Raw genomic sequence first — 13,748 nt, 5'->3', positions numbered from 1 at the left:
GACGTCGAACCCGCCGTCAGGCTCCTGCCAGGGCAGCCCGGTCGGCATCGCGGCCGGATCGGCCAGGCCGTCGGGGCCGCGCAGCGCCTCGACGTGGGCGAGCAGGCGCGGGTCGAGCCACGGGATGTCGAGGTACTGCGGATGAGCCGTCAGCCGCTCCCGCAGCTCGAAGCCCGCGTCGGTGCACAACGCAGTGAGCTTGTCGATCTGGGGCCAGGGCCGTTCGGGGTTGACGTGATCGGGCGTCAAGGGGCTGATGCCGCCGAAGTCGTCGACGCCGGCATCGACCAGCGCCCGGCACTCGGCCAGGTCGACGAGATTCGGCGGAGCCTGGATGCGCATGCCAGGACCCAGCAGGATGCGGGTCGTGGCGATGGCGGCGAGGTACTCGTCGAGGCCGAGGTCATCGGTGTGCCGCATCGCGGTGTCGGGCTTGGCCCGGAAGTTCTGCACGATGACTTCTTGGATCGAGCCGTACTCACGTGCGATCCGCCGCAACTCGAAGATCGAGTCTGCCCGTTCCTCGATCGTCTCGCCGATACCGATGAGCAGCCCGGTCGTGAACGGGACGTTCAGCCGTCCGGCGTCCTCCAGCACCCGCAGCCGCACGGCCGGATCCTTGTCGGGCGACTTGTAGTGCGCCTCGCCCTTGGTCTCGTACAGCCGGCGGCTCGTGGTCTCCAGCATCATGCCCATCGACGGCGCGACGGGCTTCAGCCGCGACATCTCGGCCGGCACCGTAGACGCCGGGATTCAGGTGTGGCAGCAGTCCGGTCTCCTCCAGCACCACGATGCTCATGGCTCGGACGTACTCGAGCGTCGAGTCGTAGCCGGCTTCCTCGAGCCAGGCCTGGGCCTCGGGCCACCTGTCCTCGGGCCGGTCACCCAGCGTGAACAGCGCCTCCTTGCAGCCCAGCGCCGCACCGTCGCGCGCGATGGCACGCACTTCGTCGGCTGACAGGAACGGCGCCTGGCCGTCCTTCGCGAGCAGGGTCGGCGTGGTCACGAAGGTGCAGTAGTCGGCACCGGTCGCGGCACAGCCGGGTCAGCGGGATGAAGACCTTCTTGCTGTAGGTCAGCACGCCCGGGCGGGACGCCGCCTGCAGCCCGGCGTCCCGGACCGTGCAGCAACGACCATCAGCCGGTCGAGGTGCTCGCCGCGAGCACACAGCAGCGCCTGCGTCTCGGCGGCGTCGAGGGTCTTGGCGTTCTCGGCGCGGCTGACGGCGCGGGCGATCTGACGCTCGTTCCTGGGCGCTCGGCCACCGACGGGGTGGTCACGGCTACTCGCCCACTCCTGTGACGGCGATCCCCGAACGGGTCTTGTAGCGCTTGTTCATGCTGATCAGCACCGCTGTGAGGGGTTCGAGCTGTCGGGCCAGACGCAGGTTGCCCGCATCGATGCCGCCCTTGCCGGTGACCGCCGACGCGAGCTCCATCACGACTGCCTTGGCCTCGTCGTCGTTGCCGCACACCAGGACGTCCTCGTGGCTCAGCGCGTCGGCGTCTTCCACAGCGACAGGGCTGCGACGTGGTGGAAGGCGCCGATGACCCGCGCCGTCGGGACGAGACGCTGGGTCTCCTGCGCGGCGCTCTCCTCGAGGACGAGCCCGTACGGCCCGTCGGCGTCGAAGCCCAGCGGGTTGACGCACTGATCACGATCTTGCCGGCGGCTGATCGGCGAGGCCTGCGACGAGATCGGCGTGACCGTCCCACGGGACGGCCAGCAGGATGACGTCGGCCTCGGCGGCGGCCGCGGCATTGGTCGCGCCCGTCACGGTCGGCGATTCGACTTCTCGTTGATCTCGTCGGCCTTCTCGCCAGCGCGTCCGGCATCGCGCGAGCCGAGGACGACCCGGTGGCCGGCGAGGGCGAAGCGGTAGGCAAGGCCGCGGCCCTGGGGGACCGGTTCCACCGACGACGGCAATGGCAAGGGGCTGGTTCATGGCTGGTTTCCTCTGGATCGAGTGAACGGCATCGAGTCGGACCGGCAGACGCCGGGCACGACGGAACATGCGGCTCGCTCAACTACGAGCACCAGATCAGACGCCCCAAGAGGAGGCGGAACTTCGGACTATGTGTTGCCCGGCGGATCCACGACGACCTTACGCGCTCGACGCGGCTTTGGGTAGCACCCCGCACGAATGTGAGACACGGGCCGCGGGTTGCTCAGGTGAGCGCAGGCAGGACGTCGGCACCGAATCTCTCGATCCAGTCCCGCTGGTTGAGGCCGACGTTGTGCAGATAGATGCGGTCGAAGCCGATGTCGGGCGAACTGCTGGATGCGGGCCGTGTGGGCCTTCAGGTCGTCACTGATGAGCATCCGGTCGTCGAAGTCGTCGTGGCGCACCTGGCGTGCCATCTGCTCGAACACGTGCGGGCTGCGGATGTCGCCCTTGGGGAAGCGCATCGCACCGAGCGGCCACTGCTCGAGGGCATGGTTCGTGGCCTCGTCCTGCGTGGGCGCCCAGCCTCAGCGGCAGGTGCATGATCTTGAGCATCGTGGCGGGATCGCGTCCGGACTCCCGTGCGCCCTGCTCGAACCGTTCGACCAGGGTCGCCGCCCGGTCGAACGAGGTGCCGACCGTGACGATGCCGTCGGCGACCTTGCCGGCCCGGCGGGCCGTGACCGGACCGCTGGTGGCCACCAGGACCGGCGGCGCGACCTCCGGCATGGTCCAGAGCCGGGCCGACTCCATCGTGTGGAACGTGCCCGAGAACTTGGTGTCGCGTCCCGGCGATCGAGCCGTGGAAGAGCTTCTTGATCAGGTCGATCGCCTCGAACATGGCATTGATGCGTTCGGGCGCCTCGGGCGAGTACTTGGCGGTGACGTGCTCGTTGAGCGCCTCGCCGGGACCGATCCCGATCCAGTGCCGCCCCGGGTACATCGAGGCGAGCGTCGCGGCGGCCTGCGCCAGGGTCGCGGGGTGGTACCGGTATCCGGGCACGGCCATGCCGGGCCCGAAGTTGGTCGACGTGCGTTCGCCCAGCGCGGTCAGCACGCTCCACACGAACGGGGCTCTGACCCTGGCGCGGCAACCACGGCTGGAAGTGGTCGGTCGCGAGCGTCCCGATGAACCCGTGCTGCTCGGCCAGCTTCGCCAGCTCGACGGCCTCGGTGGGTGCGTACTTCTCGAGGGCGGCGGCATAGCCCACTTCGACCTTGGCGCTCATAGGTCTCACCATCTCATCAGTCGCGGGCGGGCGCGATCATGCTATCGAGGTGGCGCCGATCATGCGCATGGCCAGCCGGGCATACTCGGCGGCGATCTGCTGCGGGGACGTCGGGCCGGCCGGCGTGAACCACTGGGGCAGCGACGTGCACATCGTCGCGATGGCCCGACCGGCCTCCCGCGGCATCGTCGTCGTGGCCAGGCTCGCGGCGAGTGCCGCATCGATCTCGGTGTCGACGAGGTACTGCAGCGCAGTTCGTCGCGCAGCGATGCGGTCGCGATCGGGTTGCTCGACGCTGCGCATCTCGCTTGCCCCGATGAAGGCAAGATCGGCGCGCAACGTGTGGAACAGGGCCAGCGCCTCGACCAGGAGGGCGAGCCGTTGCAGGGGCCCCGACCCTCGCTGCGGGCGGCGGTCAGTCGTGCGTCGAGCCGTCCATCGTGAGGTCGAGGATGCTGACGAGGGAGCTCCTGCTTGCTCGCGTAGTGGTGGTAGACCCCTGGCACGCTGATCCCGACGTGCTCGGCGATCGTCCTCATGGAGGCGCCGTGGTAGCCGGTCGCGACGAAGGCCTTGATGGCGCCGGCCTGCACCGGGTCGACCTGCAGCGGCTCGAACGTCCGCCAGCTCCGGCGTCGGCGGACGTGGTGTCATACGGCAGGCCACCGGGGACGAGCAGGGCACCGGCGCTGACGTCGAGGATCGCGGCGATCGCCGCCAACCGGTCGACCGTGACGGAGGTGTGCCCGTTCTCGATCGCGCTCACGGTGCCTGCGCTGACGTCGAGCCCCGCAGCCAGCTGCCGCAGGGACAAGCCTCGCTGCTGGCGGATGCGTCACGCGGTTCGCCAATATCGGGATTGATCTTCATGTGTTCAGCATAACTGAACAGATGGACCGGCTCTTTTGCTCCTGAGACCGAGAGGCTATCGTTCTGACTGAGCGATTGATCGGTAGGAGAGCAATGAACCTGGACAGCTGACCCGGCCCGAGCGGCTGGGCCCTGCCCTCGCCTCCGCGACCGGCGACGACCGGTGGACGAGCTTCGAGGCGCACCTGATCGCCGGCGGCAAGTCCAACCTGACCTTCGAGATCACGAGCGAGGCCGGCTCGCTGGTGCTCCGCCGTCCGCCCAGCGGCAACCTGCTCCCCAGCGCGCACGACATGTTCCGCGAGGCCCGTGTGCAACGCGCCCTGACCAGCACCGACGTCCCGGTCGCACCCGTGCTCCTGCTCGATCCCGACGGCGACCTGCTCGGCGTGCCGTCCTACGTCATGTCCAAGGTCGAGGGCCACGTCATCCGCGAGGCATTGCCCGCCGACTTCGCCACGACCGCCGACGAGCGCGTCGGGCTGGGCCACACGATGGTCGACACCCTGGTGACCCTGCACGCAATCGATCCGGCCGCTGTCGGCCTGCAGGACTTCGGGCGACCCGAGGGCTTCGTGGCCCGACAGATCCGCCGCTGGGGTGGCCAGTGGGACAAGTCCAAGACCCATGACGTCCCCGAGCTCACCCGCCTCGGCGCCCTGCTCACCGAGCGGCTGCCGAGCACGCAACGCACGTCGATCGTCCACGGCGACTACAAGATCGACAACTGCATCCTCGACGTCGACGACCCGACCCGCATCGCGGCACTGCTCGACTGGGAGATGTCGACCCTCGGCGATCCGATGACCGACCTCGGGATGATGCTCTTCTACTGGCGTGAGGCCGACCAAGACCAGCACGCCCTGATTCCGACCGTGACGGACCAGCCGGGCTTCCCGACCCGTCAGCACCTCGCCGAGCGCTACGCCGCCGCAACCGGCGTGACGCTGGACGAGATCGACTACTACCGTGCCTTCGCCAACTTCAAGTTCGCGATCATCGTCCAAGGCGTCTCCGCCCGTGCCGCCGCCGGCTCGATGGCCGGCCAAGACTTCGGCAACCTCGACCCGCTGGTGCTCGAGTGCGCCCGGGCCGGACTCGACCTACTGAAAGGCTGACCACGATGGACTTCGAGCTCTCCGCCAAGGCGCAGCAGACCTGTGACGAGATGTGGGACTTCATGCGTACCGAGGTGATTCCCGCCGAGCAGGTCTGGGCCGAGTCGCTGCGCGAGAACGGACCGCACAGCCACCCGGCCGTGATGGAGGACCTCAAGGCCTCCGCACAGCGCCGCGGCCTCTGGAACCTCTTCCACCACAAGTACGGCGGGCTCAGCAACCTCGAGTACGCCGCGGTTGCCGAGATCTCGGGCTGGTCGCCGGTCATCGCCCCCGAGGCGATCAACTGCCAGGCACCCGACACCGGCAACATGGAGACGCTCGAGATGTTCGCGACGCCGCAGCAGCGCAAGCAGTGGCTCGAGCCCCTGCTGGCCGGCACGATCCGGTCGGCGTTCGCGATGACCGAGCCCGATGTCGCCTCGTCCGATGCGACCAACATCGAGACCTCGATCGTGCGCGATGGTGACGACTACGTCATCAACGGCCGCAAGTGGTGGATCACCGGCGTCGCCGACGAGCGCTGCGAGGTGTTCATCGTGATGGGCAAGACCGATCCGGATGCCGAGCCGCACCGTCAGCAGTCGATGGTGCTGGTGCCGCGCGACACCCCCGGGCTCGAGATCGTCCGGCACCTGCCGATCTTCGGCTACCAGGACCAGCACGGTCACTCCGAGCTCGTCTTCGACGACGTCCGGGTGCCTGCCACGTCGATCCTGGCCTCGGAGGGCGATGGCTTCATGATCGCCCAGGCCCGCCTCGGACCGGGCCGCGTGCATCACGCGATGCGGGCGATCGGCATGGCCGAGCGCGCGCTGGCGCTGATGGTCGACCGGGCCGAAGAACCGGGTCGCCTTCGGCAAGCCGCTGGCCGAGCAGGGCGTCGTCCAGGAGCTCATCGCGAAGTCTCGCATCGAGATCGACCAGGTGCGGCTGTACGTCTACCGCACGGCCTGGCTGATCGACCACTTCGGCGCCAAGGGCGCTCGCACCGAGATCGCCGGCATCAAGGTCGCCGCGCCTGCCGTGGCGACGGCCGTGATCGACCGGGCGATCGAGGTGTTCGGCGGAGCAGGCGTCAGCGACGACACACCGTTGGCGTACTTCTACGCCTGGGCTCGGGTGCTGCGCATCGTCGACGGCCCGGACGCCGTCCACCGCCGCTCGATCGCGAGGGACGAGCTGCGCCGCACGAGCCCACTCGACGCCTGACCTCCGGACGTCCACGAGCGGAGCCAACGGTTTCGCTTTGCGATACGTCATCTTGCTCTGTTGACGCTAGGGTGTACCTGCGCCTAGTTTTGAGTCGACAGCGGGAGGACGCATGAGCAGTGAGGACGGTCAGATGACCCGGTTCGCGCTCTACGTCGCCCCCAACCGGATCAACCCCCGCCGCCGCGGGCTCGGCCGTCTCGGCACGGCCCAAGGGCATCCGCAGATCATCTTCTGACGTCACGTCGCACCCACCAGCTCGACCGGCAGCGCGACACGTCGCGCTCTGCAGCGACCCCATACTGACTTCAGGAGAACCTCATGACCAGCACCCTCGACCACCAACCCATCAGCGGGCCCTCGGCCTGGCGCGGCGACGAGCTCTCGTCGTCGACCGACTGGATCTACCTGCTCAGCGACGCCGAGCGCGACGGCTGGAGCAGCTCGGACGCCAGTTCGTCGCTGACGATCCCGACCTGCGCACCGTCACGGCCGCCGACTACCCGATCGACGCATGCCAGGCCCTCAACGCCGAGTGCAGTCGTCAGCTCGACGAAGGCCGCGGCTTCATCCTCGTGCGCGGCTTGAACACCGCCGAGTACGGTGACGAGGTCGCCGGCGCGATCTTCTTCATCATGGGCCTGCACCTGGGCCAGCCCATCGCCCAGAACCAGATGGGCGATCTGCTCGACCACGTCGTGGCCACCTCGAACAAGACCATGGACGACTCGACCGCCCTGCCCTCACGGGTGCGCGACCGGCTGCCCTTCCACTCCGACAGCTCTGACGTCGTGGCGCTCATGTGCCTGCGCGGAGCGAAGGCCGGCGGAGCGTCCAGCCTGGTCAGCGGCACCACGATCTACAACGAGATCCTCAGGCGCCGCCCCGACCTCGCGCCGCTGCTGCTCGAGCCGTTCCACTGGGACTGGCGGCGTCAAGATCCCGACTCCCCCGAGCTGACCTACACATCGCCGGTCGTCAGCTGACGTCGATGGTGTCTTCAGCACCTATGCCGGGATGTCAATGGTCTTCAGCGCCCAGGAGTACCCCGGTGTTCCGCGAGCTGACCGCCGAGCAGGTCGAGGTGCTGCACCTGTTCGACGAGATCTCGCAGGAGCCCGGGCTCGCGATCGACATGGACTTCCAGCCCGGCGACGTCCAGTGGCTGCTCAACTATGCAGCCCTGCACTCACGCACGAGCTTCGAGGACTTCCCCGAGCGCGAGCGTCGTCGCCACCTGCTGCGCCTGTGGCTCAAGCGCGACGTGGGACGCCCGCTGGTGCCCGAGTTCGGCAAGCACGTCGTCGTGATGGGCGAGCCCACGACACCGGTCCAGGCTGGTGGCCGGTTCAGCATCAACGACGTCGTGCAGGTCAACGACGACTGGGGGAACTGAGCTCATGGTGGCCGCGGTGACAGTCGTCGGAAGCCTCAACCTCGACACCCGGTTGGGCGCGGCCAGGCTGCCTCGACGCGGTGAGACGGTCATCGCGGCCACCAGCACGCAGGGCGTGGGCGGGAAAGGGCGCGAACCAGGCGGCCGCCGCCGGCGCCCTGGCCCCTCAGGTCAGCATGGTCGGCCGGGTCGGCGACGACGAAGCGGCGACGGTCATGCTCGACGACCTGACGTCTCGCGGCGTCGACGTGTCCGGCGTCGTGCGCACGCCCGGGGTGCCGAGCGGCGCCGCGACGGTCGTCGTGGAGGACGTCACGGGCGAGAACCTCATCATCGTCGATCCCGGCGCCAATGGCGTCCTGCAACCGGCAGACGTCGGCTGCCGGCCGTCGCCACCGCGTCGGTGGTCCTGCTGCAGCTCGAGGTCCCGATGGCGACCGTCGTGCGGGCCGCCGAGCACGCGACCGGTCTGGTCGTCCTGAACCCCGCTCCGCCCGCCGAGCTGCCCGCCGACCTGGTGGCGCAGGTCGACGTCCTGGTGCCCAACGAGTGGGAGCTGGGCCAGCTCAGCGCCCTGATGCACGGCACGGAGCAGGCGATCGAGGCGCCAACCGTCGAGCAGGCCGAGCAGACGGCCCGCTCGCTCGGCGTGCGCAACGTGGTGGTGACGCTGGGATCACGCGGCGCCCTGGTCGTGCCGCAGGATGCTGCCGCGCAGCGCGTCGCGCCACCCCGGGTCGACGCCGTCGACACCACCGGCGCGGGAGACTGCTTCTGCGGTGCCCTCAGCGCGGCACTGTCCCAGGGCTCCGACCTGGTCGAGGCCACGCGGTTCGCCGTGGCTGCGGCCGCCCTGTCGACGACCGCCCACGGCGCACGCGGCTACCTGCCAGACATGCCGGCGGTGCTCGCTCAGGTCGAGCCGCGCTCGAAGGGCTGAGCCAAGGCCTTCGGTTCTCGGTGCGCCGTGGTGAACACGATCATCGCGGCCAGTGCCAGCAGGTAGGGGAACGCGATCAGCAGCTGGTTGTTGATCTCGACGCCGAGGGCCGGCAGCGCCAGTCGCAGCGCATCGCTGATGCCGAACAGGAAGCACGCAAGCATCGTGCGGCCCAGTCGCCAGGCGCCGAAGATCACGGCAGCGACGACGATGTAGCCACGCCCGGCCGTCATGTTGGCGTTGAACGAGCCGATCTCGCCGACCGCCAGGTAGGCACCGCCGAGACCGGCCAGCGCGCCGCACCACAACAGCGCCTGGCGGCGGCGCAGGTTGACCTTGATGCCCGTGACGTCGGCGGCCTGAGGATTCTCGCCGACGGCACGCAGCTCGAGCCCCCACCGGCTGCGCTCCATGAGCCACCACGTCAACGGGATGACGAGCAGCAGGAGATAGGCCGGCCACCGTTGCGAGAACAACGCCTGACCGATCACCGGGATCTCCTGCAGCCCCGGGATCGACAAGCTTGGCGACCTGGTTGGTCGCGAACTCGCTGGTCGCGATCAGGTAGCTCGTCAGGCCCAGCACCAGGGCGTTGAGCACGAGTCCGACGATGAACGTGTTGATCTGGATGCGGTGCGACAAGTTGCCGTGCACGGCGCCGATCACCAGACCGGCCGCCAGGCCGACGACGAGCCCGGCCGTCGCGCTGCCGGTGGCGCTCGCGGTCGCGATCGACGTGAACGCCGCGCCCAGCATCATGCCTTCCAGCGAGATGTTGAGCGTCCCGGCGCGCTGCGCGACATACTCGCCGCACGCCGCGAAGGCCAGCGGGATCGTCAGTCGCATCCCGCTCGACACGATCGTCTCGGAGTAGTCCTGGATGCTCATGCCGTCACCTTCTCGTTGGACACGGCCTCGACCGGAGCCGGCGAGGGGACGTGCGCGGACTTGTTGCGCTTGTGCAGGGCGGCGATCAGCACGGGCGGTGCGACGAAGGCCAGCACCAGCAGGGCCTTGACGACGTCGACCAGGAAGAACGGGACACCGCTCGACGACAAGAAGTCACCGCCTGCCCGGAGGATGCCGAACAGCAGGGCGACCGGCAGGCACAGGATCGGGCGGTTGCGGGCCACCAGGGCCACCAGCAGCCCGTCCCAGCCGACGTTGTTGGCGAGTCCGGCCTGCAACCGGTTGGTGCCGACCGGGCTCGCGAGCAGGACCGCTCCGGCGAGTCCGGCGAAAGCCCCGGAGATCGCCAGAGCCAGCCCCGCCATGAGTCCCACCCGCACCCCGGCGTGCTTCGCGGTGAGCCGGTTGAGCCCGATCAGGCGCAGGCACAGACCCCAGCGAGTCCGGGTCAGCGCGACAGCCACGCACACCGTCAGGACGACCGCGAGGACGAGACCCAGGTTGATCTGGAGCGCGGGGTACTCACCGAGACTGCGCAGCTGGGCGTTGACCGGCAGCTGGTCGCTCGTGGCCCCGGCGATCTTCGACGTGCCTCGGCCTTCCTCCTGCAGGATCGACGGGCTGGTCACCGCGAACGAGACGACCTGCACCGCGATGAAGGTCATCAACAACGTGCTGACCGCGACGTTGACGTTGCGGTAGTGGTAGATCACGGCGCTGAACGATGCCCACAAGGCGCCGCCGATCGCCCCGCACACCAGCACCGCGACGACCAGCATCGACCCGTCGTACGGTGCCCGCATGCCGATCAGCGCTCCGGCGAAGCCGCCGATCAGCACCTGACCTTCCTGGCCGATGTTGAACGTTCCCGCCGCGGTGCAGACGCAGGTGCCGACGGCGACCAGGAGGACGGGAGCAGCGCTGAGCAGCGTGACGGTCCAGGCGGTGCTGTCGGCCATGCTGCCGGTCCACATCGCCTGGACGGCAGCGGTCGGCGACCCTCCTGTCGACGCGATGAGGGTCGCCGCCAGCACCATGGCGAGCACGAGCAGCCCGATCGTCAGGGCGATGATCTGCCAGCCGGTCCGGCTGATGACGGTCGTCATGCTGCCTCACCGCCGACCATCATGCCGAGCCGTTCGGCCGTCGCCTCGCCGACCGGCATCGTGCCGACGACCCGCCCTGACGAGATGACCGTGATCCACGACGCCAAGGCCATGACCTCCTCGAGCTCGGTGGAGATCAGCAAGATCCCCACGCCGGTGGCCGCGGCGTCTCGCAACCGCACATACATGTCCTCGATGGCGCCGACGTCGAGGCCGTGGGTCGGCTGCGCCGCGACCAGCACCCGGGGCTTCGCCGACAGCTCGCGTGCCAGCACGACTCGTTGCTGGTTTCCTCCCGAGAGGCTGCGCAACGGAACGTCGACCGACGGGGCGATGACGTTGAACTCCTCGGCCAGGACCTGCGCCTTGGCGCGCATCTCGCTCCTGCGGAGGAACCCCCGTCCGCTGACGTCCCCCAACGACTTCAAGAACATGTTCTCGGCGATGCTCATGTCGAGCGCCACTCCGCTCTTGTGGCGGTCCTCGGGGATGATGCCGATCCCCCCGCGGTGCATCGCTCCGGGCCGGCGCAGGTCGAGCGGCATGCCGTCGACGGCGATCGTCCCCGACGCCGGCACCAGGAGGCCGGAGAACACGTCGCCCAAGGTCGACTGGCCGCTGCCCTCGACCCCGTACAGCGCGACGATCTCACCCGGTCGGACGCGCAGATCGATCTGGTCGAGGGTCTGCGCCCCTTCGGCTCGGACACACAGCCCGGTCACCTCCAGGACTGCGCCCGACGCAGCCCGCGCGGGCTCGCCTGCCTTCGTGGTCGGGTCGACCACGATCATGCCGAGCGCGGCACCTTCCTCGCTCAACGACACGTCCCTGCCGACCATCTGCCGAGCCAGCTCGCGTGCGCTCGTCTCGGCCGTGACGGCCTGGAAGGCCACCTTGCCCTTGCGCAGCACCGTGATCCGATCGGTCGCCGCCGTGATCTCGGCCAGCTTGTGGCTGATCCAGGATCACCGCCCGGCCCTCGTCGCGCACGACGTGGCGCAGCACCGTGAAGAGCTCGTCGGACTCCGCCTGGGTCAGCACCGAGGTCGGCTCGTCGAGGATCAGGATCTGCGGATTGCGCCGCAGGCACTTGACGACCTCGACCCGCTGGCACTCACCGGCCGACAGCTGTCGATCCGTGCGTGCGGGTGCGACACGGGCCCAGTCCGTAGCGCGCAGCGACCTCGTCGATCTCGCGGCACCCTTGGCCTTGTCGACCCGCCCGGTGTCGCCAGCGCGACGTTCTCCCACACGGTCAGCCCCTCGATCAGGCTGAAGTGCTGGTGGACCATGCCGATGCCGAGCTCGGCGGCTTCCTGCGGGTCGCCGAGCTCGACCTCGCGCCCGGCCACCCTCACCGAACCGCTGTCGCGGCTCACGAGGCCCAGCAGGACCTTCATGAGCGTCGACTTGCCTGCACCGTTCTCGCCGAGCACGCCGTGGATCTCGCCGGCCTCGACGTCGAGATCCACGGCGTCACAGGCCCTGACCACCCCATGGCTCTTGCAGATTCCCCGCAGCTCGAGCGCGGGTCGGGTCAAGGTGTCGGTCATGGTGGCTACCTCCTGCAAGGGATGGAACGGGCTGGTGCGAAGCGGTCAGCCGGCAAGGCGCTTGACCTCGGCGGCCGCGTCGACCTTTCCTGAGCCGATGTCCTTCATGAACGTGTCGAGCTGGTGTTGTCCTCGTCCGAGGCACCGCACAGCTTGACCGTCGGGAACGGGTCGACCCCGATCTCCCGACCCGGGTCGTCCCGGCCTTGAGGTTGTCCTTCGCGAACTCTTCGAGCAGCAGCCGGAAGTAGTCGCCGGGGCTGTAGATCGCCGAGATGTCGAACTTCGGCTCGGTCGAGTCGCACCGGTCCGTGCCCGCCGTCATCGTCATGACGTCGCTGTCCTGCGCTGCGGCCGCGGCTGCGTCGGTCGCGCCACCGAGGTAGGGATAGATGATGCTGACGCCCTGGCTGACCTGGGCGGCGACGGCTTCCTTGGCCTTGGCCGAGTCGTCGAAGTCGCCGTGTAGGTCGTCGCGAGGGTCGCCTCCGGGATCAGGACCCGGATGCCGGCCAGGAAGCCGTCCGCCGCAGCGACGCTGAAGTCGGCCTTGATGCCGCTGACGAATCCGGCCTTGGTGCTGCCGGCGGCCAGCATCTTGATGCCGGCGGCATATCCGGCCGCCAGGTTGGATGCGACCGGATCATCCGAGGAGATGATGATCTTGGGGAGTCCTGTCTCGATGTTGGACGACGAGGCCGGTGCGAAGACGGTGTTGCTGCACACCGGCTCCTCCGGAGGCCGGGATCGCGTCCTTCAGCGCGCTGGCTCCGTGCGACCATGTCGACCCTCTGCTGCGCACAGCGCCCGGGCGGCCGTCAGCGCCGCGCTGGGCCTGACGCTGCCGCGCTTGATCAGCGTCCAGCCCTCCTTTTTGGCGAAGGCTTCGGCCGAGTCGATGAAGCCCTGGTAGTAGCCCTTGTCGTTGATGTCGCCGGGGCTGAGGACGCTGATGACGACCTTCCCGTCGCCGTTGAGGTCGGGCGCGACGCCCTTCTTGCCAGCGGGCGCATCGCTTTAGCTGCCGCTTCCGCAGGCGGCCAGGGCGACCATGGCAAGTGTCGCCAGAGCAGCAGCCGCGCGGGGGCGGCGGGTGAGTACATGAGCGGTCATAGTTCTTCCTTTTCAGATGACGTTTCTCGTCGAGAGATCACGTGAACGACGAGCTGGCAGTGCCGAGATCGCCGCCCTGAGCGCATGCCGATCCACGGGAGGACCGGTCGCATCGGGGCAGGGCGAATCGTGGAATGCCGCAGCACGCCGGATGCGCCCTGAGCGGAGCGCGTCGGCGTCTACGCAGCGGTTCTCACCCGGTGCGTAGGCAACATTCCTGTCTTTGTCTGTCTCGCATCGTGAGGCGCAAGAACATATAACGAGATGATGCATGTCACATCCCGTGCTGTCAACGTCCCGAGCGAACGTCTTTCGATGCCCGGGATCCGGTACGGCGCCCGCGCCCTTGTCCAATA

At 68.8% G+C, this 13,748-nt stretch carries 21 protein-coding genes and 5 pseudogenes; 11 read left to right on the top strand and 15 right to left on the bottom strand.

What is annotated here, in order from left to right; all coding sequences use genetic code 11:
* Window positions 1-138: 138 nt before the first annotated feature.
* A pseudogene (cofG, locus tag ACHMWU_RS09205) lies at window positions 139-687 on the bottom strand (7,8-didemethyl-8-hydroxy-5-deazariboflavin synthase CofG); the annotation flags it as partial.
* Between the two features lies 1 nt (window position 688).
* On the opposite strand from cofG, the gene ACHMWU_RS09200 reads away from it, so the two are divergent.
* Together ACHMWU_RS09200 and ACHMWU_RS09195 are read left to right on the top strand one after the other, a co-directional pair.
* Window positions 689-958, top strand: a complete 270-nt coding sequence (locus tag ACHMWU_RS09200) for a hypothetical protein (protein WP_396043126.1) — start codon at window positions 689-691, stop codon at window positions 956-958.
* Window positions 959-1,150: 192 nt separating this feature from the next.
* Complete coding sequence (locus tag ACHMWU_RS09195) at window positions 1,151-1,303, top strand: hypothetical protein (protein ID WP_396043123.1); 153 nt, start codon at window positions 1,151-1,153, stop codon at window positions 1,301-1,303.
* On the opposite strand, the gene ACHMWU_RS09190 is transcribed toward ACHMWU_RS09195, so the two are convergent.
* The 7 genes and pseudogenes from ACHMWU_RS09190 to ACHMWU_RS09160 all read right to left on the bottom strand — a co-directional run bounded on the left by ACHMWU_RS09190 (window position 1,284) and on the right by ACHMWU_RS09160 (window position 4,007).
* A complete protein-coding gene (locus tag ACHMWU_RS09190; RefSeq protein WP_396043121.1) occupies window positions 1,284-1,514 on the bottom strand; it encodes a hypothetical protein in 231 nt (76 codons plus the stop codon). The two genes, ACHMWU_RS09195 and ACHMWU_RS09190, sit on opposite strands and share 20 nt — an antisense overlap.
* Window positions 1,493-1,762: a hypothetical protein gene (locus ACHMWU_RS09185; RefSeq protein ID WP_396046968.1), complete on the bottom strand. Its 270-nt coding sequence runs from the start codon at window positions 1,760-1,762 to the stop codon at window positions 1,493-1,495. The genes ACHMWU_RS09190 and ACHMWU_RS09185 overlap by 22 nt, the downstream gene beginning before the upstream one ends.
* Window positions 1,656-1,946, bottom strand: a complete 291-nt coding sequence (locus ACHMWU_RS09180) for an NAD(P)-binding domain-containing protein (RefSeq protein WP_396043119.1) — start codon at window positions 1,944-1,946, stop codon at window positions 1,656-1,658. The genes ACHMWU_RS09185 and ACHMWU_RS09180 overlap by 107 nt, the downstream gene beginning before the upstream one ends.
* A gap of 363 nt (window positions 1,947-2,309) precedes the next feature.
* Window positions 2,310-2,675, bottom strand: coding sequence for an LLM class flavin-dependent oxidoreductase (locus ACHMWU_RS09175; protein WP_396043116.1), 366 nt, complete (start codon window positions 2,673-2,675; stop codon window positions 2,310-2,312).
* 100 nt (window positions 2,676-2,775) lie between these two features.
* Window positions 2,776-3,150, bottom strand: a pseudogene (locus tag ACHMWU_RS09170) (LLM class flavin-dependent oxidoreductase); the annotation flags it as partial.
* Window positions 3,151-3,211: 61 nt separating this feature from the next.
* Window positions 3,212-3,562 (bottom strand): hypothetical protein, encoded by a 351-nt coding sequence (locus ACHMWU_RS09165; RefSeq protein ID WP_396046590.1) that lies wholly within the window; start codon window positions 3,560-3,562, stop codon window positions 3,212-3,214.
* Window positions 3,563-3,710: 148 nt separating this feature from the next.
* Entirely contained in the window at window positions 3,711-4,007 is a 297-nt protein-coding gene (locus tag ACHMWU_RS09160) for a helix-turn-helix domain-containing protein (RefSeq protein ID WP_396046588.1), read from the bottom strand.
* Between the two features lie 145 nt (window positions 4,008-4,152).
* Here ACHMWU_RS09160 and ACHMWU_RS09155 point away from each other — a divergent pair, with 145 nt between their 5' ends.
* The 9 genes and pseudogenes from ACHMWU_RS09155 to ACHMWU_RS09115 all read left to right on the top strand — a co-directional run bounded on the left by ACHMWU_RS09155 (window position 4,153) and on the right by ACHMWU_RS09115 (window position 8,711).
* A complete protein-coding gene (locus tag ACHMWU_RS09155) occupies window positions 4,153-5,163 on the top strand; it encodes a phosphotransferase family protein (RefSeq protein WP_396046586.1) in 1,011 nt (336 codons plus the stop codon).
* A 5-nt stretch (window positions 5,164-5,168) separates the two neighbouring features.
* Window positions 5,169-5,798, top strand: a pseudogene (locus ACHMWU_RS09150) (acyl-CoA dehydrogenase family protein); the annotation flags it as partial.
* A 232-nt stretch (window positions 5,799-6,030) separates the two neighbouring features.
* The gene (locus ACHMWU_RS09145; protein ID WP_396046584.1) at window positions 6,031-6,375 is read left to right on the top strand and encodes an acyl-CoA dehydrogenase family protein; all 345 of its coding nucleotides are present in this window, start codon (window positions 6,031-6,033) and stop codon (window positions 6,373-6,375) included.
* A gap of 112 nt (window positions 6,376-6,487) precedes the next feature.
* Window positions 6,488-6,613, top strand: coding sequence for a hypothetical protein (locus ACHMWU_RS09140; protein WP_396043114.1), 126 nt, complete (start codon window positions 6,488-6,490; stop codon window positions 6,611-6,613).
* 83 nt (window positions 6,614-6,696) lie between these two features.
* Entirely contained in the window at window positions 6,697-6,963 is a 267-nt protein-coding gene (locus ACHMWU_RS09135; protein ID WP_396043112.1) for a hypothetical protein, read from the top strand.
* A complete protein-coding gene (locus ACHMWU_RS09130; protein WP_396046582.1) occupies window positions 6,852-7,361 on the top strand; it encodes a TauD/TfdA family dioxygenase in 510 nt (169 codons plus the stop codon). The genes ACHMWU_RS09135 and ACHMWU_RS09130 overlap by 112 nt, the downstream gene beginning before the upstream one ends.
* A 5-nt stretch (window positions 7,362-7,366) precedes the next feature.
* Complete coding sequence (locus ACHMWU_RS09125; protein WP_396043110.1) at window positions 7,367-7,771, top strand: TauD/TfdA family dioxygenase; 405 nt, start codon at window positions 7,367-7,369, stop codon at window positions 7,769-7,771.
* A gap of 80 nt (window positions 7,772-7,851) precedes the next feature.
* A complete protein-coding gene (locus tag ACHMWU_RS09120) occupies window positions 7,852-8,253 on the top strand; it encodes a PfkB family carbohydrate kinase (RefSeq protein ID WP_396043108.1) in 402 nt (133 codons plus the stop codon).
* The gene (locus ACHMWU_RS09115) at window positions 8,175-8,711 is read left to right on the top strand and encodes a PfkB family carbohydrate kinase (RefSeq protein WP_396043106.1); all 537 of its coding nucleotides are present in this window, start codon (window positions 8,175-8,177) and stop codon (window positions 8,709-8,711) included. The genes ACHMWU_RS09120 and ACHMWU_RS09115 overlap by 79 nt, the downstream gene beginning before the upstream one ends.
* On the opposite strand, the gene ACHMWU_RS09110 is transcribed toward ACHMWU_RS09115, so the two are convergent.
* The 7 genes and pseudogenes from ACHMWU_RS09110 to ACHMWU_RS09080 form a co-directional block, all read right to left on the bottom strand.
* Entirely contained in the window at window positions 8,684-9,232 is a 549-nt protein-coding gene (locus tag ACHMWU_RS09110; protein WP_396043104.1) for an ABC transporter permease, read from the bottom strand. The two genes, ACHMWU_RS09115 and ACHMWU_RS09110, sit on opposite strands and share 28 nt — an antisense overlap.
* 88 nt (window positions 9,233-9,320) lie before the next feature.
* Window positions 9,321-9,557: pseudogene (locus ACHMWU_RS09105) on the bottom strand (hypothetical protein); the annotation flags it as partial.
* Window positions 9,558-9,595: 38 nt separating this feature from the next.
* Entirely contained in the window at window positions 9,596-10,726 is a 1,131-nt protein-coding gene (locus ACHMWU_RS09100; RefSeq protein ID WP_396043101.1) for an ABC transporter permease, read from the bottom strand.
* Window positions 10,723-11,637 carry an ATP-binding cassette domain-containing protein gene (locus ACHMWU_RS09095; protein ID WP_396043099.1) on the bottom strand — a complete coding sequence of 305 codons (915 nt, stop codon included), beginning with the start codon at window positions 11,635-11,637 and terminating at the stop codon, window positions 10,723-10,725. The genes ACHMWU_RS09100 and ACHMWU_RS09095 overlap by 4 nt, the downstream gene beginning before the upstream one ends.
* Window positions 11,638-11,827: 190 nt before the next feature.
* Window positions 11,828-12,279 (bottom strand): annotated as a pseudogene (locus tag ACHMWU_RS09090) (ATP-binding cassette domain-containing protein); the annotation flags it as partial.
* Window positions 12,280-12,383: 104 nt separating this feature from the next.
* A complete protein-coding gene (locus tag ACHMWU_RS09085; protein ID WP_396043097.1) occupies window positions 12,384-12,584 on the bottom strand; it encodes a hypothetical protein in 201 nt (66 codons plus the stop codon).
* 22 nt (window positions 12,585-12,606) lie between these two features.
* Window positions 12,607-13,005, bottom strand: a complete 399-nt coding sequence (locus ACHMWU_RS09080) for a hypothetical protein (RefSeq protein WP_396043095.1) — start codon at window positions 13,003-13,005, stop codon at window positions 12,607-12,609.
* Window positions 13,006-13,748 lie beyond the last annotated feature (743 nt).

This window comes from Aeromicrobium sp. UC242_57, assembly GCF_044452305.1.
Classification (GTDB): domain Bacteria; phylum Actinomycetota; class Actinomycetes; order Propionibacteriales; family Nocardioidaceae; genus Aeromicrobium.
This window is presented reverse-complemented; position numbering and strand designations above follow the sequence as displayed.